We start from the raw sequence: 22,889 nt of genomic DNA, 5'->3' as shown, positions 1-22,889 counted from the left end.
TTTTCTGATCATGACTCATCCGTATGTCGCTGCACCGGCGGTTCGTCGTCATCTTGGCTTTCAATCATGTTGTGCTGTTTCTTCCAAGCGTCCCAACGCTGATAAGCAAGTTGCTGCATATCGGTGACCGTGTCCGCCTCATCGATAATTTCTCGCCCAGTTAAATATTCAAACACATCTTCCAAGGTGATAATACCTTGCACTGTGCCATATTCATCGACAATCATCGCCAACTGAGCGCGGCGGATCATTAAGATATCAAACGCTTGTAAGACACTATTGCCAGGTAAAATAACAGCCAGTGGCCGCATGAGATTGCCTATCCGTGTTTGGCCAGCGCCTTGGGTCTTGGCCTCATAGATATTAGACTTGTGGACAAAACCTAAAATATCGTCGCGTTGTTCACCGTAAACCAAGGGCCGCGAGAACGGGCAGTCACCGTGCTCCTCCAAAAAGCCATTCACGTCCATTTCAGCTGGCACGCGAAATAGTACGGGGCGCGGAGTCATCAGCTGGGTGGCGGGAAGATCCCTCAGCTTCAGCATGTTATGAAGCATTTGCGTTTCGTCTTCCCCCATTTCCCCACTTTCTGATGCCAGCATTGCCATTGCTGAAATTTCGTCCCTCAGTTTAACATGGGTGGTGTCCGCACTAAGTCGCTTGGTTATTTGTTCAGACAGCCAAACGAATGGCGTCAGCGCCCAGACCATCCATTTGAGCACTAGCGCCGCCCCAGGCGCTAATTGCGGCCAGAAGTTTGCGCCAATGGTTTTAGGAATGATTTCTGAGAGCAGTAAAATAGCCAGTGTGAGCACAGCGGAGAATACGCCAACCCATGCATCACCAAACACGTGAGCTGCTTGTGCCCCCGCGCCTGCTGCCCCCACCGTATGTGCAATGGTGTTGAGGGTCAGAATCGAGGCCAGAGGGCGATCTATATCCTTTTTGAGCGCATTGAGACGCTCGGCGGCAGGGTGCCCTTGGTGGCGGAGGTTCGCAATGTAGCTCGGTGTGATGCTGAGCAATACCGCCTCAAGTACGGAGCAAATGAAGGACACGCCAATCGAAAGCGAGATAAAAAGAACCAGAATGAGCATAAATTTCCGGAGTTAAAAGCCAATCAACACCCTAAAGATCAGGCTATTGACGGGCTTTTACAACCATTCAACTGAGAAAAAACGCAACAAATTGTGAGATCGCGCTCAGTTTGTGGTTAAAGAGCCTCCATACAGCCACACTCAGCGCCACAAACCTTTGCCAGCCGGGCTTCTTTTGAATTAGAGTGACTTCGTCTCTAAAAAACCTAGAAGGGAAGACATAATGAACAAGACCCAACTGATCGACCTGATCGCAGAAAAAGCGGACCTTTCAAAAGCACAAGCTAAAACAGCTTTGGAAGCGACTTTGGGCGGTATTGAAGGCGCCTTAAAAGAAGGCGAGCAGGTACAACTGATTGGCTTCGGTACGTTTAAGCTTAACCACCGTGCAGCGCGCACTGGTCGTAACCCACAAACGGGTCAAGAAATTCAAATCGCTGCAGCAAACGTCCCTGCGTTTGTCGCAGGTAAAGCGTTAAAAGACGCTGTTAAGTAAGCACGCATGCTGATGTCGCCATAGCCTCCCGCTATGGCGTTTTTGTCTCGAGCCCGCCATGCGCTTTCACCTCTGTATACTTGCCTTAGTGATGGCACTGACAGGCTGTTCTAGCGGTAAGCCGCCAAAGCCCGTCACTCATATCACCGCATTCGCAGCGGGAGATTATCGCGCCGTTTATTGGCTAGATAGCCAACAAGGGCAGGTTATCGGTTTAGCGGAGAAAGCGTGGCAAGGCGATTACGGCCAGTACCGCAGTGAATATGCGTGGCGAGCAGGTAGCCTACGTGCGTTAAAGCGTGAAGGGAAAAAGCTGGTCGATAACCGCTTGGTGCCCTTTTCGATGCACGTGCGGTTTGACGCTAATGGTGAGCCGGTTTTCCAGCGTTATCATCAAGGTGATGCCCTGTTGCCTTTAGACAGTGCAACGCTTTCCCGCCTATATCAAGAAGCGAATCACATTGAGCGCCAAGCGCAGGCGCAATTAGCTAACAATGTCTCGGTGCTGCAAGCGCAGCGGCAAGGTGAACATTGGGTTGATTGCGACAACGATCGTCAGCGCTGGGCGTTTTCAGAGGCTATCTCGGCGAGTTTGGTGCAACGTATCAACCAGCCTGGCACGTTTGTGATTGCGGGAGGCAGCCCAAGTATCGGTCGCGATCAAATAGACTTTTTGGTGCATGTTGACGATGAGAAGCGTTGCTTACAGCGCCCTCGCTTATTGGATGAATAAAAAAATGCGCCAACAGGGCGCATTTTAAATCATATTCTGACGGTTAGATTGTTTTCTCGCGTGATACGGCCCGGTGGGCAATATCGTTGCGATAGAAGCAACCTGGCCAATGAATCAAGGCAGCGAGCGCATCAGCCCCTTGTTTTGCCGTGGTAACATTCTCACCTAATGCGGTCGCGCAGAGTACACGCCCGCCAGCGGTCACGATATCACCGTCTTTCAGCGCGGTACCGGCATGAAACACTTTGGCGAGATCGCTATCTGTGGGTAAACCCGTGATGCGATCCCCTTTGCGATATTCACCTGGATAGCCGCCAGCCGCTAAAACGACCCCCACGGCTGCACGTGGATCCCACTTGGACTCAACCTTATCAAGGCGACCTTCGCTACCGGCCAAGCAAAGCTCAACCAAATCAGATTGCAAACGCATCATAATTGGTTGGGTTTCCGGATCGCCAAAGCGACAGTTAAACTCAATCACTTTTGGCGTGCCATCGGCGGTAATCATGAGCCCTGCGTACAAAAAGCCGGTGTAGGGAGTGCCATCTTGATGCATTCCCTCTACGGTGGGCATAATCACCTCGTCCATCACGCGTTGGTGAATCGCATCGGTGACCACAGGAGCGGGCGAGTATGCGCCCATGCCCCCGGTATTGAGGCCGGTATCGCCCTCTCCAACCCGCTTGTGGTCTTGGCTGGTGGCCATGGGGAGCACATGCTCGCCATCCACCATAACGATAAAGCTTGCCTCTTCACCTTGCAGGAATTCCTCGATGACCACGCGGTGACCCGCTTCACCAAACGCATTGCCCGAGAGCATGTCGCGCACCGCGTCGGTGGCTTCTTGCTCGGTCGTCGCCACCATGACTCCTTTCCCGGCGGCAAGGCCATCGGCTTTGACCACAATGGGCGCACCTTTTTCCGCGATGTAGGCTAGCGCGGGCTCAACCGTCGAAAAGGTTTGGTAGTCGGCGGTGGGAATATCATGACGCGCCAAAAAGTCTTTGCTGAAGGCTTTCGAGCCTTCAAGTTGTGCCGCTGCTTGGGTGGGGCCAAAGATAGCCAAGCCGTGTTCACGGAAGGCATCGACCACGCCTAACACCAAGGGGGCTTCAGGACCTACGATGGTTAAGCCAATCTGTTGCTCGCGGGCAAAGGCCAGCAACCCTTCAACGTCATCAGCCGCGATCGCAATGTTACTCAACTTGTTTTCGTGCGCGGTGCCAGCATTGCCCGGCGCGCAGTAAACGGTATCGACTCTCGGTGACTGAGCTGCTTTCCATGCCAAGGCATGTTCGCGGCCACCGCCACCAATCACTAAAACCTTCATATTCTCTCCTTCCTCAGCCGCTTAGTGGCGGAAATGGCGCATACCGGTAAAGATCATCGCCATGCCATGCTCATTGGCAGCGGTAATCACTTCTTCATCACGCATCGAACCACCTGGTTGGATCACGCAGGTGATCCCAGCGTCGGCTGCGGCATCAATGCCGTCACGGAAAGGGAAGAAGGCATCAGAGGCCATCACGCTACCGGCCACTTCGAGCTGCTCGTCGGCCGCTTTGATGCCGGCTATTTTCGCCGAGTAGACGCGGCTCATTTGGCCGGCACCGACGCCGATGGTCATGCTGTCTTTGGCATACACAATCGCGTTCGATTTCACGTATTTTGCCACTTTCCAGCAAAATAGTGCATCGCTTAGCTCTTTGTCTGTGGGCTGACGCTCAGAGACAATGCGCAAATCGTCTAAGCCGACCATGCCTTGGTCGCGTGCTTGGATTAACAAGCCGCCATTGACGCGCTTGCTATCCCAACCTGTGGTGCACGCTTGCCATTGGCCACACTCGAGAAGGCGTACGTTTTTCTTTGCTGCAACCACCGCTTTGGCGGCGTCACTGACGCGAGGTGCGATGATCACTTCAACAAATTGACGCTCAACAATGGCTTGTGCCGTGTCGCTGTCCAGTTCACGGTTAAAGGCAATAATGCCACCAAATGCTGAGGTAGGGTCGGTTTGAAAAGCACGTTGATAGGCGCTGAGTAAGTCTTCGCCAATAGCGACGCCACAGGGGTTGGCGTGCTTTACAATCACGCAGGCAGGCTGTTCAAACTCTTTGACGCATTCTAATGCCGCATCGGTGTCGGCGATATTGTTATAAGACAGCGCCTTGCCCTGGAGTTGGGTAGCCGTCGCCACCGAGGCCTCTTGCGGTTGGGCTTCAGTATAAAACGCACCTGCCTGATGGCTGTTCTCGCCGTAGCGCATGTCTTGCTTTTTAACCCAATGTTGGGTCAGGGTGCGCGGGAATGGCGAGTCTTGGCTCTCTTCGGCGTGATGGTAGGCAGGGACTTGGGTGCCAAAGTAATTCGCAATCATGGCATCGTAGGCCGCGGTGTGCTCGAACGCGGCAATGGCTAAATCAAAGCGCGTGGCATGTGTCAAAGAGTGCTGGTGCTGATCCATCTCGGTAAGCACGCGATCATAGTCTTGGCTGTTCACCACAATGGTGACGTCGGCATGGTTTTTCGCCGCTGAACGCACCATGGTCGGGCCGCCGATATCGATATTCTCGATGGCTTGCTCGCGTGTGCAGTCTGGGTTGGCAACGGTTTGTGCGAACGGGTAGAGATTCACTACTACCATATCAATCGGTGCGATCTGATGCTGCTCCATTACCGCATCGTCTTGACCGCGTCGGCCCAAAATGCCGCCGTGAATTTTCGGGTGGAGGGTTTTCACACGGCCATCCATCATTTCTGGGAAGCCGGTATGCTCGGAGACTTCGGTGACCGCAAGGCCGTTTTCTGCGAGTAAACGGGCCGTGCCGCCAGTTGATAGCAGTTCGACACCGCGTTGGGCGAGTGCTTGGGCAAACTCGACCACACCGGTTTTATCAGACACGCTGAGTAACGCGCGACGAATAGGACGCAGATTTTCCATGGCTTAGTTCTCTTCACTGACAGATTGAATGCTTATCAAAGCTCACCATCTATAACAATAGGGGTGGGCTTTATTAAACCGCCAAGTGCCAAAGCGGCGTTATTCTATCTGATTTCGCTCGCGCAATCGATTGCTATTTGCTGATGGCGACATTTTTATTGTGTTTACACCTCAGCCCTTTCTGGTTCTCATGCAATGCTGGTCATAGGGTCGCGGCTTTGCTACAAAAAGGAGGATCAATTGAATCAGGATAGAGGAGCGGTGATGACCAAATTGCTGCAAATTGGTGAGCTAGCCAAGCACTGTGGTGTCTCCACCGATACACTGCGTTTTTATGAAAAATCAGGCTTGCTAGCACCGAGTGCCCGCACAGAAGGTGGATACCGACTCTATGCCGATGAGGCCATTAGCCAGGTGATGTTTATCTTACGCGGCAAAGAAATGGGGTTATCGCTTGATGAAATTCACGAGCTGTCTGACATTCGCGAAGAAGCGACCTTACACACCTGTGCAGAGGTGAAAGGGATCACCCAGCGGCGCCTGAATGAGGTCTCAGAGAAGATAGCGGCGCTTGAGCGGGTCAAGCATGCCCTTACGCGTTTAAATGCCGCCTGCTGCGGTATGGACGACGATGACGCGACTCATTGCTCGATATTAGAAACCCTTGCAGACAGCGAAGACTCCAATTCATGTTGCTAAGGTGGGGCGCTTTGCGCGCTCATAGATAACAAAAACGGGCTAACCGATTGACGGCTAACCCGTTTGATAACAGCCAAACTAATGGTTGATTAGTTCATGCCGTATTTTTTCAGTTTCTTACGCAATGTACCGCGGTTGATGCCCATCATGGTGGCTGCGCGGGTTTGGTTACCGCGGGTGTATTGCATGATGGTATCCAGCAGTGGCTGCTCAACTTCTGCGAGGACAAGCTCATACAGATCGTTGACTTCCTGGCCATTCAATTGCGCGAGGTAGTTCTTCAAGGACGCTTTTACAGAGTCACGAAGTGGCTTTTGCGTAATTTGATCTTGTGAAGTTACAGTCGTTACTGTCAATGTTTCGGAAGTCAGGTTTTGTTCGAACATATTCTGTCAGCTCTTCTCGTATTTATGCAACGTTGTCGAAGTAGCCTTGCAGCGCATCGATCTGCTGTGGTGCATCTTCGATTGCGTTGAAGGTGCGGCGAAAGTCGCCAATTTGGTCATGCTCTTTTAGGTACCAGCCCACGTGTTTACGGGCAATACGCAACCCTTTGAGCTCCCCATAAAACTGATGAAGCTCTTGAACATGACCCAACAAAATTGTCCTAACCTCTTCTAGTGAAGGGGCAGGCAAGTGCTCACCTGTGGTGAGATAGTGGTGGATTTCGCGAAAAATCCACGGGCGTCCCTGAGCAGGGCGACCAATCATTATTGCATCCGCGCCCGTGTAGTCGAGGACATACTGAGCTTTTTCTGGTGAGTCAATGTCGCCATTGGCAATCACCGGAATGGATACCGCTGCTTTCGCAGCCCTAATGCTGTCGTACTCTGCTTCACCTTTGTACATACAGGCCCGCGTGCGGCCATGCAGTGCAAGGGCTTGGATGCCACAATCTTCCGCCATCCGGGCGATCTCAACACAATTCTTATTGTCCGGATCCCAGCCTGTGCGCGTTTTGAGTGTCACGGGAACATCCACCGCGTTTACCGTGGCTTTGAGGATTTGTTCAATGAGATCAGGTCGAGTTAGCAACGCAGAGCCTGCTAACTTTTTGTTGACCTTCTTCACTGGACAACCCATGTTGATGTCAATAATTTGCGCCCCGTTCTCCACACAAAACTGCGCTGCGTCAGCCATAAGCTCGGGTTCAGCCCCCGCGATTTGCACCGAACGCAGACCGGACTCGTCAATATGAACCATGCGCTTTTGCGACTTGCTCGTCCGCCACAACGCTGGATTTGATGACATCATTTCACTTATAGCCATGCCCGCACCATGTGCAAGGCATAACTCACGAAATGGTCTATCCGTCACGCCGGCCATTGGGGCCACGATCAAGGGGACATCCAGGGTGTAGGGTCCGATACGCAAAAGCTCTAAATCCTCTTCAGCCGCTCTGAGTCAGCAAGGGCGCGCATTTTACGCATTTTTTCAGCATCTGAAAAGGACAATATTTGAGCATTGATGGCTTGATTTTTACAGTACTTTTTGTATCTGTAGCGTTTCGCTGATTAATCAAGCAGTTCGGTATACTGATTGTGTAAGCCTGACGCACTGGTATGGCGAGAGGGTCAGGCTTTACGGGGGTTAGTGAGTGGCTTAAGCGGGCAAATCGCCACTTATACGGCACCACTCTTCGCGTTCGACAATCGGGTCAATAGTGAGCGTGTCACGGTAATGGTTCGCCACATCATCCGCTTGAGTTTCTAGCACGCCAGACATCGCCAGCTGACCGCCGGGTTTGATGAGGCCTTTGATCACCCCGGAGAGTTCACGAAGCGGCCCGGCAAGAATATTGGCCACTACCACATCGGCTTTGAGATCGGCCGGTTGGTCCTTAGGGAGATAAAGATGAAGTTGGTCGGCGACACCGTTACGCTCTGCGTTGTCTTTGGACGCCAGTAGCGCTTGGGGGTCGATATCAATACCAATCACGCGCTCGGCGCCCAGTTTGATGGCGGCAATCGCGAGAATGCCGGATCCACAGCCAAAATCAATCACGGTTTTGCCGCTTAGATCTAGGCTATCAAGCCATTCCAAGCACAGTGCGGTGGTTGGATGAGAGCCGGTGCCAAAGGCGAGGCCTGGGTCGAGCATCACATTCACTGCATTTTCATCAGGCACCTCACACCAGGTTGGGCAGATCCACAATCGCTCGCCAAATTGAATCGGCTTAAAGCTATCCATCCATGCCCGGGTCCAGTCTTTGTCTTCCAGTTGCTCTACTTTATACGCAAAGTCATCAGCGAGCAGTGGGCTGGCGCTTATGATGGCTAAAACATCGCTCATGTCAGCCTGTGCATCATACAAGGCCATAATATCTGTCTCGCCCCATAAGCGGGTTTCGCCGGGTAAGGGCTCAAAGACAGGTGTGTCTTTGGCATCTAAGAAGGTGACAGATAGGGCGCCCGTTTCTTCCATTAGTAGGTCGCCAATCGCTTCGGCGTTATCAGACGTCGCATTCAATTTGAGTTGGATCCAAGGCATGGTGTGTCTCGTGTCGGAAAAGGAATCGAGCGATCTTATCAGATCCATACTGTGCTCGCTGCACAAGATGATGACAGCATGATGAGTATTAAGCGTGAGTGGAATTTTTTGCAAGTTAGTGCGGGTTTTATGCAAATAGCCCTTTATTTTCTGCGGTTATTGATTACATTATTGCTCCGCAGCGATGAGCAAATGAGGTGGTTTTGCTCCCCATGGTCATGGTTAACAAAGGATTTGGAGAATGAGAGACACAGGCCCGGTGACACAAAAAGAGGTGAGATTTAATGGATTAGGGGAGCTGGTGTCGAAAACCGACCTCAATGGCAAAATACAATACGCTAATGATGCCTTTATCGAAATATGTGGGTATAACCGCGACGAACTCATTGGCAGCGACCACAATATTGTGCGCCACCCTGATATGCCACCGGCCGCGTTCAAGGACCTTTGGCAGACCATTAAGGCAGGTAAAAATTGGCGTGGCATGGTCAAAAACCGCTGTAAAAACGGTGACCATTATTGGGTGAATGCGTTTGTCTCGCCGGTGGTCAAAGAGGGGGAGATTGTCGGGTATCAATCGGTGCGCAGTGAACCAAGTCGCGATGAGGTGACAGACGCTGAAAAGCTTTATCAAACACTAAGACAAGAGCCCTCCCGCCCTTTACCTAACGCGCCTTTGTTGCGGCGTATCCAGTTGCGTTGGTTTTTTCATCTTTGTTGCGGGTTGGTGCTGATGTTGTGCACCTTGGGCATGGGGTTGGCGCTCAATCAGGGGCAACCTTATTTGGTTGGCATGTTGGCCGCCGTGTTGCTTATCACCGTAGGCATGACGTGGACGGTGCAAACGCGTGTGATTGGCGCTATTAAAGACACAAGTGAGGCATTAAAGCATCTGGCCTCTGGTAACCTTGTCTCGGGCGATGAGCCCGTTCGTCATGATGAGCTGGGGGAGCTCAACGACAATTACCGTATGGTTAAAGCACGTTTTGGTGCGATCATTGGGCAAGTGGTAGAGAATACACAAGTGCTCCTCGCGCATGCGGATCATCTGGCGGCGCGCGGCCGCAGTGTGCAGGACAATATGAGCACACAGTCGTCACAGATCACGCATGTTGCCAGTGCGATGACGCAAATGAGTGCCACGATTGAGCAAGTGGCGCAAAACATGAATCGTACGGCCGACATTATCTCCGTTACCCAAGGGCGTGCCAGCGATGGTGCCGATGTGGTCGGCCGTGCGACCACCAGTATGACCGCCTTTATCGACGAGCTTGAGCAGACCATTTCGCAGATTCAAGCCAGTGCAGAAGAGAGCCAAAAAATCACCAAAGTGACGCAAACCATCAGTGAGATTGCTGAGCAAACCAACTTGCTGGCTTTAAACGCGGCCATCGAGGCGGCAAGAGCGGGTGAGCAAGGGCGAGGCTTTGCCGTAGTTGCCGATGAAGTCAGAAACCTCGCTCAACGCACACAAGCGGCGACGTGTGACATTAAAGCCATGCTTGAGGGTCTGCAAAGCGGCATTCATCATTCATCAGAGCGGGTGCTCAGTAATAACCAAATGGCGCAAGAAACGCTGGCGGTGGTGGCGGAATCTCGCGCGGTGCTGGCCGACATCTTTGAGAAAGTCAATCAGGTGAAATCGATGGGCAGTGAAGTGGCGACCGCGGCGGGCGAGCAAGCCAGTGTGACCAAAGACATGAGCGAGTCGGTGGAGAAAATAAACGGACAAAGCCACACAGCCAGCGAGCAGGCCACGCAAACGGCCGATATCGCGGCGCAACTGATGAGTCAGTCGCTGTTTCTAAAAGAGACCTTGAATGATTTTAAGTTGGCCGGTCAGGCGAGAGAGAAAGGTCAGCCTGCCAAGGCTTAAGAGAGCTCGCGAGACAATCACGCTTAAAAAGAGATAAAAAAAACCGCCGATTAACGGCGGTTTGGTTGCTTGCGTTGATGGCATGGCCTCCGTCAAGGCCTACGGCATGATTACGACAAGCCGAGCTTTTTCTCGAGATAATGAATGTTGGCACCACCGTGTTGGAAGTGCTCGTCGTTCATAATATCGAGTTGGAGAGGGATGTTGGTTTTAATCCCATCAATCACGGTTTCAGCGAGCGCGTTACGCATGCGTGCAATCGCGACGTCACGGTTCTCACCGAAACAAATAAGCTTACCAACCATGGAGTCATAATGGGGTGGAACTTGATAGCCCGCGTACACGTGTGACTCCCAACGCACGCCCATCCCACCTGGTGAGTGGAAGCGTTCAATCTTGCCTGGGCTTGGGATAAAGCGCTCTGGATCTTCAGCGTTGATCCGGCATTCCACCGCGTGGCCACGAATTTGGATGTCGTCTTGGGTGAACGACAGTGGCTGACCCGCCGCAATGCGCAGTTGTTCTTTGACCAAGTCGACGCCAGTCACCATTTCGGTGACAGGATGTTCGACCTGGATGCGGGTGTTCATCTCAATAAAGTAGAACTCGCCGTTTTCATATAAGAACTCAAAGGTACCTGCGCCGCGATAGCCAATTTCGACGCATGCGCGGCAGCAGCGCTCGCCAATGAATTTACGCATCTCTGCGGTAATACCGGGGGCTGGCGCTTCTTCAACCACTTTTTGGTGACGGCGCTGCATCGAGCAGTCGCGTTCACCAAGATGGATCGCACCGCCTTGACCGTCGGCGAGCACCTGTACTTCAACATGGCGTGGGTTTTCCAGGAATTTTTCCATGTAAACCATGTCGTTGCTAAATGCAGACTTGGCTTCTGCTCGGGTCATCGCAATCGCATCGATAAGCTCGGCTTCAGAGCGAACCACGCGCATACCTCGGCCACCGCCGCCGCCGGATGCTTTGATGATCACCGGATAGCCAATGCGTTTGGCGATGGTTTTGTTTTTCTCCTGATCGCTACCTAGCGGGCCGTCCGAACCAGGCACACAAGGCACACCGGCTTTTTTCATCGCTTCAATGGCCGATACCTTATCGCCCATCAAACGGATGGTGTCAGCTTTGGGGCCGACAAAAACAAAGCCAGAACGCTCAACCTGCTCGGCAAAGTCAGCGTTTTCGGATAAGAACCCGTAACCTGGGTGAATTGCCACCGCACCGGTGATTTCAGCGGCACTGATGATGCGAGGAATATTCAGGTAGCTTTGGTTGCTCGGCGCTGGGCCAATACACACGGTTTCATCGGCGAGCAACACGTGTTTAAGGTCGCGGTCTGCGGTCGAGTGTACCGCGACGGTTTTAATCCCCAGCTCTTTACACGCACGCAAAATGCGCAGTGCAATTTCACCGCGGTTAGCTATTACAATTTTATCTAACATGCGCCCTCGCTTATTCGATGATCACGAGTGGTTCGTCGAATTCAACGGGCTGACCGTCTTCACATAGAATCGCTTTGACCACACCGCTCTTGTCGGCTTGGATTTGGTTCATCATCTTCATCGCTTCGACAATACACAGGGCGTCGCCTTCGTTGACCTGGGTGCCCACTTCAACAAACGGTGACGACTCTGGGCTTGGTGCACGATAGAAAGTGCCGACCATCGGTGAAAGAACCTGATGCCCGCTTGGCTGTGGAGCACTCGCAGGTTCCGCAGCCGATGCTTCAGGGGCGGCTGGCGCTGGTGCAGGCGTTGCTGGTGCCGCGTATTGCGGGGCAACCATTTGCGCAGGCGCCGCTGGGGAAGAGCGGCTGATACGAACTGACTCTTCGCCTTCGGCAATCTCTAGCTCGGAGATGCCAGACTCTTCAACAAGCTCGATCAGTTTCTTAATCTTACGGATATCCATGATAGGTCTCTTCTTTATGTTTGTTTTACTCAGCCGCAAACGCCAAATGACGCGCGGCCGCTGTTAAGGCGAATTCATAACCATCAGCACCAAAGCCGCTGAGCACCCCGATGGCTTTGTCCGAAAAGTACGAGTGATGCCGGAAGGGCTCACGCGCGTAAACATTCGACAAATGCACTTCGATAAAAGGGATGTTGACCCCTAATAGGGCGTCACGCAGGGCGACAGAGGTGTGGGTCAGCGCTGCTGGATTGATAATGATAAAGTCCACGGTCTCCATCGCTTGGTGGATTTTATCGATAAGGCTAGCTTCGCTATTGGATTGAAAGTGTTCAAGACTGAGACCCAAGGTAGCGGCTTGTGCCTCTAAGCCCGCCATGATTTGGCTGAGGGTCTGGGCACCGTAATGCTCAGGCTCACGTTTGCCAAGCAAATTAAGGTTTGGGCCATTTAACACTAAAACTTGGTTTCTTGTAGACATCTTGACGCTTACTTCTCCTATTCGCTGTTATTATGCAGCTTAACGCGGATTCCAGCCGATGGACATGCTATGACGGCGCATACCATGCAAATTTTTCCTTACTGACAGCAATTATAGAGACTTCAGCGCAAATCGCAGCAAAATACTGGTCTAATCAGCACACTTTGTCTTTTTGCTATCACAAAATGGGGGGTGACGGGCGGTTTGAAGCAGGGTAATACTTCATGTCCCTACTTTTTGTGTGATTGCCGGGGATGAAAAGAGTTCCGTTTACCGTGTGTCGGGGATCAAAAAAGCCGCCCGAAGGCGGCAAAGGTTGCTAAGCAATCTTTCGTTGGGGTTAGACCACACTTTCTTTTTCTGCGATAAGTTTATCCACCACACTAGGATCGGCCAATGTCGAGGTGTCGCCAAGGCTGCCGGTATCACCGGTGGCAATTTTGCGCAGAATACGGCGCATGATTTTACCTGAACGGGTTTTAGGTAGTGCATCCGTCCAGTGGATGAAATCGGGCGTCGCGATGGGCCCAATTTCTTTACGTACCCACTCTTTGACTTCTTTGTGCAGTTCGGCGCTGGGCACTTCACTCGCATTGAGGGTGATATACGCATAGATCGCTTGGCCTTTGATATCGTGTGGTACACCAACAATCGCGGCTTCGGCAATCTTATCGAATGCGACGAGCGCCGACTCGATTTCTGCCGTGCCCATCCGGTGCCCCGAGATATTGAGGACATCATCGACACGGCCGGTTATCCAGTAATAGCCATCTTCATCGCGACGCGCCCCGTCACCGGTAAAGTACATGCCTTTAAAGGTGGAGAAGTAAGTTTGCTCAAAGCGGTCATGGTCGCCAAATACGGTACGCATTTGTCCTGGCCACGAGTCAAGCATCACGAGGTTACCCTCGGTGGCACCGTCGAGAATATTGCCCATATTGTCGACCAAAGCAGGCTGTACGCCAAAGAAAGGACGGGTTGCCGAGCCTGGTTTTAACGCGGTGGCGCCCGGTAGCGGGGTAATCAAGATCCCACCGGTTTCTGTTTGCCACCAAGTATCGACAATCGGACAGGCTTGGTTGCCTATGGTGCTGTGGTACCACTCCCAAGCCTCTGGGTTGATGGGTTCACCCACCGAGCCCATGATCCGCAGTGAGTCGCGTTGGGTGCCCGCGACCGCTTCGTTGCCTTTTGCCATCAGTGCGCGAATCGCGGTGGGAGCGGTGTAAAGAATATTCACTTGGTGCTTATCGACCACTTCGCTCATTCGTGGCGTGCTTGGATAAGTGGGGACACCTTCAAATAAGATTGTTTTCGCACCATTGGCTAGTGGACCATAGACAAGGTAGCTGTGACCGGTGATCCAGCCGACATCGGCGGTACACCAGAACACTTCTCCCTCTTGATAGTCGAAGACATACTTAAAGGTCATCGCCGCGTACACCAGATAGCCACCGGTCGTGTGCAGTACCCCTTTTGGGGTGCCTGTGGAGCCTGATGTGTAAAGAATAAACAAAGGGTCTTCGGCTTTCATTTCTTCGGCGGGGCAGTCGTCTGACACCTTCGCAGCGGCCTCGTGCCACCACACATCACGATGACTGTGCCAGTCAATATTACCGCCGGTGCGTTGGTACACCACCACTTTTTCAATCGATTTCACTTTAGGGTTTGCTAGGGCATCATCGACGTTTTTCTTCAGGGGCACCGCACGGCCACCACGTATCCCTTCATCGGCTGTCACCACCACTTTGGCATTGGAGTCAATAATTCGGCCTGCCAGTGCTTCGGGAGAAAAGCCGCCAAACACCACGGTATGCACCGCACCAATACGGGCGCACGCCAGCATCGCGACGGCGGCTTCCATCACCATCGGCATATAAAGACATACCACATCGCCTTTTCTGACGCCGTTATCTTTTAACACGTTGGCAAATTGGCATACCTGCTGGTGGAGTTGGTTGTAGGTGAGCGTGGCATCGTCTTTTGGATCGTCGCCTTCCCAAATTAAGGCAACCTGATCGCCTTTGTCTTTAAGATGACGGTCAATACAGTTGGCTGCCACGTTCAAGGTACCATCTTCAAACCAGCGGATATCCACATGGCCGGTATCAAATGAGGTGTGTTTGACTTTGGTATAAGGCGTCATCCAATCAAGAATTTGCCCGTGCTCATGCCAAAAACCTTCTGGGTCGGTCACTGACTGCTGATACAGTGCTTGATACTTGGCTTCATCAGCGTGTGCCTTTTGTGCAATTGAAGGCATGACGGGGTATACGTGACTATCGCTCATCCTGTTTCTCCTCGTGTCCGCGATGCTCCACGCGGCGCTTCCATGTCGTGAGATGTCAGGCGTTACCGCTGCCTGGCAAACGAAAACCATGCAGTAAAGGTGAGATATATCGGGTCATCCGACAATTAGACTTTAGGATGACCCCATTGATTTTTAAGCGGTTTGTGCAGTTGTCAGGCCAGATAGTGGGGGCTGGATCCCACTTTGTCTTTGGCTTAGTGCGCAAGTCGCGGCTTCGATGTGTTATTTGGATTGCAGCATGGGCATCTCACCTTGGGTGAGGCGGACGTAAATTAATGCCGCCGCCAACGCATCATCCAGCGCATCATGTCGGGCAGGTAAAGGGATATCAAGATGACGACTGATGGCTTCGATGCTGATGTCGTGATAGGCATTAGGAAGCAGGCGCTCGAGTTTGCGTTGATAAATATCGCTGACCTCAATCAGGGGGTTGGGCAGCGGAAAGCCAAGATACTGGCGTGCGTAACGATCGAGAATGCTTTTATCGTAACGAATATGGTAGCCAACTAAGGGGTAGTTTCCAATAAAGTCGACCAGTGCGGTGATCGCTTGCGCTGCACTGACACCGTGGGCGAGATCCTGGTGGCGGAGTTTATGAATTCTGACCGAGCCGGCGTTTAGGCTCTCTGGTGCGGCCAGTGTCAAGGTGAGAGCGTGACTGGTGAGGATCCGGTTGCCTTTGATCGGGGTGGCCGCAATCGTAACCAGCTCTGCACGATGCGGATCCAGGCTGGTCGTTTCACAGTCGAGGGAAATCAGCGTGCTTGAGTCGGGGGGCAAAAATAAGTCCCGATAGGGTGAGTGTCGTAGACGATGACGGTACCAATGCCGAGTCAGCCAATTCAAATTAGTCCCTCACGTGATAATGGAAAGCGAGTGACTCTTTGAACTTTTTCACCACATGCAGCCCGTGGCGCAGCAAGTCGCGCTCACTCGAGGGGAGTTGGGAGACGTCCAGGTAGTTGCTTTGTGGCTCGCCGCTCAATTGCTGCCTGAGGCGCAGCCGGATAAACAGTTTTAAGGCTTCGGAGAGGTTGTCTGCGGTTTCTTCGGCGAGCGCCCCCAGCTTTGCCAGCTGTTCTAGACGCTCAAAGGTGTTGGTGTGGCGCACGCCTTTTTCCAAGCTCATGGTACGTACGCCATGGACGATGGGAAAAATCCCCCCTTTTTTGATATCCAGCCCTTCTTTGCTGCTTTTGAGGGAGCCAAACACGGTTAAGGGAACACGAAAGGCTAGCGCAGGCCGGACAAAGGTGTTGAGCGTCAACATATTGTCGGTCAAGGTGTCGTTGAGTGGTGTGTGGATCGCATCAATCAGACTCAGATCGCCGGCGATCGGCTGGCTGTCAGCGAGGATCGCCAAGTCCATGACACTTTGATGGTTGGCACTTTGTGCCAGATTACGCACGGTTTGCTGCCACTGTGCGGCGGTTTTCACCCATTTGGGGTTACTGACCATCACATTACCCGGGCAGGGCGGATAACCGAGTTGATAGAGTGTATGTGAAAAGGTTTCCATCACTTGCTGGCAATCGGGCCAGTTGAGATCGTCGGCGAGAATCAAGGCGTTGTCTTGGTCGGTTTTAAGCACTTGCTCGCCGCGCCCTTCAGAGCCCATGACCACCAAGCAGCACTGACTTTGGTAAGCTTCGGGCACCAGCAACCGGAAGGCTTTTTCCATGATTTGCTCATTCACCGTGGCGATGAGCTGCATCACAAAGCGGGTATGAATGCCATTGTTAAACAAGGTGTGTACCAGCTTGCTCTGGCTGTTTGCGGCGATCACTAGTTCGTCAATGGTTTGTGCGCGGGCAATTTGTAAGTTGAGCACGTGAGAGTGAGTCGAGAACAGGCTCAATACTTGAGGAAGATCGAGCATCCCTGCGGTCTTACCTTCCCCATCGACGACCCGAACACGTTTTACGCGCTGACGTGTCATTTTAATCATGGCGTGAAAGAGAAAGTCACCGTGCTCCACACTGATCACTGGGCGTGTGGCTACTTCACCCACCGGAACGGATTGATCATAGCCCTCGAGGACGAGCGCATGGAGCAAGTTGGTGCGCGTAATAATCCCGCATTCGCCATTTTCATAGTCGACCAAGGCGCAGTCGCAGCGCTCGGCTTTCATCTGAGCGGTGGCAACATGCAGTGGTACGTCGGGGGTGACACACAACGCAGGTTGAATATTGCTGTCATCAATCCGAGTGAGCATAAACTCGGCCAGATTTTGCTGTTGACGAGCTTGCACCATCAGCGTTTGTCGGCGCTGAAGGTTGGTATCAAAGTAGCCTCGAAACGCGTGATTATGATGATAAATGGCGAGGAACACCTCGGCGGGAAGCAGATGGCAGAGGGTATCTTCTAGCGCACGGTATTGATGTTTGGCGGTGCCATTAAGCAGTGCTGGCACGTCAAATAAGTCGTCGGTGGTATAATGAGAAAACACTTCCTTGCCGTCTTCTGACACTTCTTCCACGCTGCCTTTAATAATGATAAAGAGCTGCTCGCCCGTATCACCGGGCTGGATCAAGGTATCGCCACGGCGAAAGTAGGCGACGTCGAGCGCTTGGCGGCATTGTTTGACTTGTGATGCGGTTAGGCAGTCAAAGGGCGCATGAGAGGTGTCAAAAGGTTCTGGCATAGTCGCACTCCTCACTGTGATAGTCACAGTGTGTCTCACCCTTTTCGATCTCGCTAGCCGACTTTAGTCTAGCCAGGGACGTATACGGATTAGTCACCACCACGCATTTGTCGACAATCATGGCATGAGTGTCTTTTTTTCCTCGCACAGAGCTGCGACACTTAGCGGGTATCTATCTTAATGTGAAGTAATGAGATGACCTTAACCCAATGTTCCCCGTTTCGCTGGCTGTCAGAATACTTTGGCGGTTTCTTTTTTTCCTATGGTGTGTATCTCCCGTTTTGGGCAGTTTGGTTTGAGTATCTTGGTCTCAATTCAGGAGTGATCGGCACCTTGATTGGGCTTGGTTTTGCGACCCGTTGTGTGGCCAACTTAGTGTTCACACCTCGCGTACAACAGGTTGAAGCCTTGTTGCCGGCGCTGCGGGCCTTGACACTCATGGCGTTAGTGACGTGTGCATTGCATCCTATGATGGGGGCTAATGTGTGGTGGCTGGCTTTGGTGACCGTGTTATTTAATCTAGCGATTGGTCCCTCCGTCCCGTTGTCGGATGCACTCGCCAACTACTATGCCCGCCATAAAGTCATCGACTATGGTCGAACCCGCCTCTGGGGGTCGATTGCCTTTATTGTTGGGTCGAGTTTGACCGGATGGCTAGTGACCGAGCAGTCGGCGGCGATTATTCCCTGGGTCGCGATTGGCGGCTTGTCTGCCTGTTTGTTACTGACGTTGCGTCGACCGACATTGATGCCACAAAGCGAGCGCGATATGACCAATAGCAAAGTCTCTATGCGTCAGCTTTTTCGAGACCGTCAGGTGATCGTGTTCTTGTTAATCGCCTCCCTGCTGCAAGGCAGCCACGCAGCGTACTACAGCTTTAGTGCGATCTACTGGAAGCAGGCTGGATATAGCGAGAGCATCGTGGGCTATTTGTGGAGCCTCGGGGTTGTGGCGGAAGTGGCCGTCTTTGCCTTGGGGGCGCGGCTTTTTAATGGCTGGTCATCAAAAGCCTTGTTCCAATTGGCGGCTGTGGGTGTATTGCTGCGCTGGGGGATCACAGGGACCACCACCGCCGCGGTGCCTGTGATACTGGTGCAACTGCTTCATGGTATTACGTTTGCCGGTGCGCACCTTGGCGCGATGCAGTACATTCAACGCGAATGTGGGGCGCGATTGGTGGCCACACAAGCGGCTTACAATGCGTTGCCAATGGGCGCAGTGGTAGCGGCGCTGACCACAGCAAGCGGGTGGATTTATGCCGTATCGCCTTCAGGCACTTTCTATACCATGGCACTGCTTGCCTTGCCTGTTTTTGTTTTACCACTGCGTGAACCGGCATTTTGGCGTGCCAAGCAAGCTAAGGTGGCATAAACAGGCCTGAGCGGTAATACACCACGTTAAGGCTTGCAGTAAAGTTAGCTAAGGTGCCCACAAAGCGAATACGAGACGATTGAGTGGGCGCCGATACCGTGTTACACCCAGCTCAAGGATTCGGCAAAGGATTGCGCCAGGAAGGGAGCCATGACACAAGGCTGGGTAATTGTCTCTGTTTCACTGCTATATATGGGTGCGCTGTTCGCGATTGCCTGGTATGGCGACCGACAGCCGCGCTGGTTGCGCTCGTGGCGTCCTTGGATTTACAGCCTTTCGATCGCGGTGTATTGCACCTCTTGGACGTTTTTTGGCACGGTTGGCCAAGCATCTAGCTCGCCGTGGTCCTTTTTACCTATCTATCTTGCCCCTATCCTGGTGTTCACTCTTGGGTGGCGTTTTCTTGCCCGGATGATCTTGATCGCCAAGCGCGAACATATTACCTCTATTGCCGATTTTATCGCTGCTCGTTACGGAAAATCGCAGGGCCTAGCGGTGATGGTGACCTTGATTGCTGTGGTAGGCGTGCTGCCCTATATCGCGTTGCAACTGCGTGGTATCGCCATGGGGCTCGACGTTCTGTCGCCAGAACTGGGACAAAGTATTGGCTTGGCACAACCCCAAATCGCGTGGCTTGTGTGTATCTCCTTGGCCGCATTTACCGTGTTATTTGGTACCCGTCATATTGATAGCACTGAGCACCACCGAGGGATGATGATGGCGGTCGCTTTCGAGTCGATCGTCAAGCTGGTGGCGTTTCTCGGAGTGGGGATTTTTGTGGTGTGGCTGCTATTCCAAGCCCCTAGCTTGCCCGTGAGCCTTGAGGACTCTGGGGTGATTGGTCGCCCGGATGTGGGCAGCTTAATCATCCACACGTTTTTGACGGGGGCGGCGATCATTTGCTTGCCACGCCAGTTTCACACCATGGTGGTGGAGAATACGCGCGCGAGTGATTTGAATACGGCGCGTAAAGTATTCCCGACCTATTTATTACTGATGTTGATTTTTGTCCTGCCATTGGCATACGCCGGTCAAGCGCTGCTGCCTGGTGCGCCCGCCGATACGTACGTGATTCGGTTGCCGCTATCGGTAGAGGCTGAAGGGATGGCGCTACTGGCTTTTATGGGTGGGGCATCGGCTGCCAGCGGGATGGTGATTGTTTCCACCATTGCGTTGGCGATCATGGTATCCAATGACTTGGTGATGCCACTGTTGTTGCGGCGCATGAAGCTGAAATCCAGAAATTTTGCGCAGTTCTCAGGGCTGTTGCTTAATGTTCGCCGAGCGCTGATCTTTTTAATTTTAATTGCCGCGTGGGGCTTTTATCATCTGATCCTCACTGTGCCCACGTTGTCGGAAATTGGTTTTCTTTCCTTCGCGGCTATCGCCCAGTTTGCTCCAGCGATGATTGGTGCCTTGTACTGGCGTCAAGGTAACAAGAAAGGCGTCTATGCCGGGTTGCTGATTGGCTTTGTGCTGTGGTTGATCACCATGATGACCCAAACCGGCATGCTGGCTGGGGATGGGCAATCTAACCTTTTGATTTGGCTTATCACTCCTCCCGCTTTTTCACCGTTTATCCACCTCAATACCGTGGATTGGGGACTGGCCTTTAGTGTGTTAATGAACGCCCTTAGCTTTGTGGTGGTTTCTTTACTCACGCGGCCATCACTCAGTGAGCGTCTACAAGCCGCGGCGTTTGTGGGGATGCCTCTGCCGGAAAACGATGATGCGCGCTTGTATCAAAGCCGTGTCACTGTGGCGGAATTGGAAATGCTCGCGGCTCGCTTCGTGGGTCGCCGGCGCATGCGCCAGGCGTTTAGCCAATTTGGTGAACAGCGTGGGGAAGAATTAATGCCTCAGCAGCAAGCTAGCGCGCCACTTATTCGGCATACCGAGCGGGTGTTGGCAGGCGTGTTTGGTTCGTCGTCGGCACGCTTAGTCCTTTCATCGGCCCTGCAAGGGCGCAATATGCAGTTGGAAGAAATTGCCACCATTGTTGATGAGGCCTCTGAGCTGTTTGATTTTTCCCGGGGGTTACTGCAAGGGGCGATAGAGCATATCAATCAAGGGATCTCAGTGGTTGATAAGCAACTGCGGCTGGTGGCATGGAATCAGCGGTATATTGATATGTTTCAATTTCCACCCGGCCTTATCCAAGTCGGGCGACCGGTCGCGGATTTAATTCGGTTCAATGCTCAGCGTGGATTGTGTGGACCAGGCGACCCTGAGGATCACGTGAGCAAGCGGGTGATGCACTTAACGCGACGAAAGCCGCATACCTCCTCTCGTGTGCACCCCGATGGTCGAGTGATTGAGCTGCAAGGCAATCCGATGCCAGGTGGTGGCTTTGTCATGACCTTTACCGATATCACCGCGTTCCGGGATGCGGAAGCGGCGCTCAAGCAGTCTAACGAGACCCTCGAAGCGCGGGTGACAGAGCGAACGCGGGAATTGGAGCGATTAAATAGTCGCTTGATTGATGCCACTCGTAAGGCCGAATCCGCCTCTCAGTCGAAAAGCCGTTTTTTGGCGGCGGTTAGTCATGATTTGATGCAGCCACTGAATGCGGCACGCTTGTTCGCCTCATCACTCAGTGAGATGGCAGACAACCGAGATACAGAGGCTGTTGCCCATCACATCGAAAGCGCGCTGGAAAGTGCGGAAGTGTTGATTGGCGATCTGCTTGATATTTCCCGCCTTGAATCGGGCAAAATGAAAGCGCGTATTGAGACGTTTGCACTCAGTGAGGTGTTTGATGCGCTAGAGGCTGAATTTGGTGTACTGGCGCGCCGCCAAGGATTGGACTTTCGCGTCGTCAACAGCCAAGTCTACGTCCAATCAGATAAAAACCTGCTGCGTCGGGTGCTACAAAACTTTTTGACCAATGCCTTTCGTTACAACCCAGAAGGTCGTGTATTGCTGGGCGTGCGGCGAGTAGGAAATGACTATCGTATTGAAGTGTGGGACGACGGTGAGGGGATCCCCCTTGATCGTCAGCAAGATATCTTTCAAGAGTTTACTCGCATTGACCGCGAAGGCGCCGAACAGGGATTGGGCTTAGGGTTAGCGATTGCTAAAGGTATTAGCCAAATACTCGCGCAACCTCTGGCATTAAAATCCTGGCCAGGTCGGGGCACGGTGTTCTCGATGACGGTGAATGCGAGCCAAGCGGAAAAGGTTGAGCCAAGTCCTTTGGCGCCTACTACCTCTTCGGCGCAAGGACTCGAAGGGTGCCGTGTCTTATGTGTGGATAATGAGCAAGACATCTTGGATGGTATGGCACAGCTTTTATCACGGTGGGGATGCGACGTTCGCTGCGCCCCCGACGTGAGTGGTGCGATCAAGACGATCGGCGACCAATGGCAGCCTGAGTTTGTCCTGAGTGACTATCACTTAACGAACCAGCAAACTGGGTTACAAGTGCTGCAACAATGCCAACTGAAGTTAGGCTGCTGTTTTGAGGGAGTGATCATCAGCGCTGATCGCAGTGCGGAAACACAGCAGACCGTGACTGGTCTAGGCTTTAGGTATCTTTCTAAACCCGTTAAGCCACTTAAACTGCGCGCTTTATTACAACAGCGAGGAAAATCATGACCCCTTTTTCGTTACCCCGTTTAGAAACCGATGTCGGCATTGTCAAAGTGGAAGGGCACTTTGATCCGGTGAATGGGCATATCGACGTTGATGAGCTAGCCCACCTGGACGGTGATGGCTGGGCGGATGTCAGCCATTGGCTGACAGAGCAAGCGTATGAAAACAAAATCGCCACCATTGTGGTCGCGATCCGTTCATCGTTGATATGGCCCAATGCGTGAGTGGTTCCG

The 22,889-nt window shown here is 52.7% G+C and carries 19 protein-coding genes; 7 read left to right on the top strand and 12 right to left on the bottom strand.

From position 1 onward, the window contains the following. Positions 1–8 precede the first annotated feature (8 nt). On the bottom strand, positions 9–1,097 hold the full coding sequence (locus BZG74_RS12995) for a CNNM domain-containing protein (RefSeq protein WP_077772992.1): 1,089 nt from the start codon (positions 1,095–1,097) through the stop codon (positions 9–11). A 223-nt stretch (positions 1,098–1,320) separates the two neighbouring features. Between BZG74_RS12995 and hupA the strand changes: the two genes are divergently transcribed. Both hupA and BZG74_RS12985 read left to right on the top strand, forming a co-directional pair. Further along, positions 1,321–1,593, top strand: coding sequence for a nucleoid-associated protein HU-alpha (gene hupA / locus BZG74_RS12990; RefSeq protein WP_046074522.1), 273 nt, complete (start codon positions 1,321–1,323; stop codon positions 1,591–1,593). Positions 1,594–1,651: 58 nt separating this feature from the next. Further along, a complete protein-coding gene (locus tag BZG74_RS12985; protein WP_077772991.1) occupies positions 1,652–2,326 on the top strand; it encodes a DUF1481 domain-containing protein in 675 nt (224 codons plus the stop codon). A gap of 43 nt (positions 2,327–2,369) precedes the next feature. On the opposite strand, the gene purD is transcribed toward BZG74_RS12985, so the two are convergent. Together purD and purH are read right to left on the bottom strand one after the other, a co-directional pair. Further along, entirely contained in the window at positions 2,370–3,656 is a 1,287-nt protein-coding gene (gene purD, locus BZG74_RS12980) for a phosphoribosylamine--glycine ligase (RefSeq protein WP_077772990.1), read from the bottom strand. A 21-nt stretch (positions 3,657–3,677) separates the two neighbouring features. Next, the gene (gene purH / locus BZG74_RS12975) at positions 3,678–5,267 is read right to left on the bottom strand and encodes a bifunctional phosphoribosylaminoimidazolecarboxamide formyltransferase/IMP cyclohydrolase (RefSeq protein WP_077772989.1); all 1,590 of its coding nucleotides are present in this window, start codon (positions 5,265–5,267) and stop codon (positions 3,678–3,680) included. Positions 5,268–5,540: 273 nt separating this feature from the next. Between purH and zntR the strand changes: the two genes are divergently transcribed. Then, on the top strand, positions 5,541–5,966 hold the full coding sequence (gene zntR, locus BZG74_RS12970) for a Zn(2+)-responsive transcriptional regulator (protein WP_369801946.1): 426 nt from the start codon (positions 5,541–5,543) through the stop codon (positions 5,964–5,966). Between the two features lie 89 nt (positions 5,967–6,055). On the opposite strand, the gene fis is transcribed toward zntR, so the two are convergent. From fis to prmA, 3 genes are all read right to left on the bottom strand, one after another. Further along, positions 6,056–6,352, bottom strand: coding sequence for a DNA-binding transcriptional regulator Fis (gene fis, locus BZG74_RS12965; RefSeq protein WP_021024113.1), 297 nt, complete (start codon positions 6,350–6,352; stop codon positions 6,056–6,058). 22 nt (positions 6,353–6,374) lie between these two features. Continuing rightward, entirely contained in the window at positions 6,375–7,340 is a 966-nt protein-coding gene (gene dusB / locus BZG74_RS12960) for a tRNA dihydrouridine synthase DusB (protein WP_077772988.1), read from the bottom strand. Between the two features lie 228 nt (positions 7,341–7,568). Then, the gene (gene prmA, locus BZG74_RS12955) at positions 7,569–8,456 is read right to left on the bottom strand and encodes a 50S ribosomal protein L11 methyltransferase (protein ID WP_077772987.1); all 888 of its coding nucleotides are present in this window, start codon (positions 8,454–8,456) and stop codon (positions 7,569–7,571) included. Positions 8,457–8,697: 241 nt separating this feature from the next. Here prmA and BZG74_RS12950 point away from each other — a divergent pair, with 241 nt between their 5' ends. Beyond that, positions 8,698–10,332, top strand: a complete 1,635-nt coding sequence (locus tag BZG74_RS12950) for a methyl-accepting chemotaxis protein (protein WP_077772986.1) — start codon at positions 8,698–8,700, stop codon at positions 10,330–10,332. Positions 10,333–10,442: 110 nt separating this feature from the next. Here the strand turns inward: BZG74_RS12950 and accC are convergent, their stop codons facing one another. From accC to BZG74_RS12920, 6 genes are all read right to left on the bottom strand, one after another. Next, positions 10,443–11,786, bottom strand: a complete 1,344-nt coding sequence (accC, locus tag BZG74_RS12945; RefSeq protein ID WP_077772985.1) for an acetyl-CoA carboxylase biotin carboxylase subunit — start codon at positions 11,784–11,786, stop codon at positions 10,443–10,445. Between the two features lie 10 nt (positions 11,787–11,796). Then, the gene (accB, locus tag BZG74_RS12940; RefSeq protein WP_077772984.1) at positions 11,797–12,255 is read right to left on the bottom strand and encodes an acetyl-CoA carboxylase biotin carboxyl carrier protein; all 459 of its coding nucleotides are present in this window, start codon (positions 12,253–12,255) and stop codon (positions 11,797–11,799) included. A 25-nt stretch (positions 12,256–12,280) separates the two neighbouring features. After that, positions 12,281–12,736 carry a type II 3-dehydroquinate dehydratase gene (aroQ, locus tag BZG74_RS12935; RefSeq protein WP_077772983.1) on the bottom strand — a complete coding sequence of 152 codons (456 nt, stop codon included), beginning with the start codon at positions 12,734–12,736 and terminating at the stop codon, positions 12,281–12,283. Positions 12,737–13,076: 340 nt separating this feature from the next. Continuing rightward, complete coding sequence (gene acs / locus BZG74_RS12930; protein ID WP_077772982.1) at positions 13,077–15,026, bottom strand: acetate--CoA ligase; 1,950 nt, start codon at positions 15,024–15,026, stop codon at positions 13,077–13,079. 243 nt (positions 15,027–15,269) lie between these two features. Beyond that, a complete protein-coding gene (locus BZG74_RS12925; protein WP_077772981.1) occupies positions 15,270–15,893 on the bottom strand; it encodes a 3'-5' exonuclease in 624 nt (207 codons plus the stop codon). A 1-nt stretch (position 15,894) separates the two neighbouring features. Next, complete coding sequence (locus BZG74_RS12920) at positions 15,895–17,691, bottom strand: DUF294 nucleotidyltransferase-like domain-containing protein (protein ID WP_077772980.1); 1,797 nt, start codon at positions 17,689–17,691, stop codon at positions 15,895–15,897. A 195-nt stretch (positions 17,692–17,886) separates the two neighbouring features. On the opposite strand from BZG74_RS12920, the gene BZG74_RS12915 reads away from it, so the two are divergent. The 3 genes from BZG74_RS12915 (at position 17,887) to BZG74_RS12905 (ending at position 22,880) form a co-directional block, all read left to right on the top strand. After that, entirely contained in the window at positions 17,887–19,062 is a 1,176-nt protein-coding gene (locus tag BZG74_RS12915; RefSeq protein WP_077772979.1) for a 3-phenylpropionate MFS transporter, read from the top strand. Between the two features lie 150 nt (positions 19,063–19,212). Then, entirely contained in the window at positions 19,213–22,659 is a 3,447-nt protein-coding gene (locus BZG74_RS12910) for a PAS domain-containing hybrid sensor histidine kinase/response regulator (RefSeq protein ID WP_077772978.1), read from the top strand. Beyond that, positions 22,656–22,880, top strand: coding sequence for a hypothetical protein (locus tag BZG74_RS12905; RefSeq protein WP_077772977.1), 225 nt, complete (start codon positions 22,656–22,658; stop codon positions 22,878–22,880). Before BZG74_RS12910 ends, BZG74_RS12905 begins: the two co-directional genes overlap by 4 nt. The last annotated feature ends 9 nt before the right edge of the window (positions 22,881–22,889 follow it).

Origin of the sequence: Salinivibrio sharmensis (assembly GCF_001995985.1) — a bacterium.
Classification (GTDB): Bacteria; Pseudomonadota; Gammaproteobacteria; order Enterobacterales; family Vibrionaceae; genus Salinivibrio; species Salinivibrio sharmensis.
Note: the sequence above shows the minus strand (reverse complement) of the source record. Positions and strands in the feature narration are given on the sequence as shown.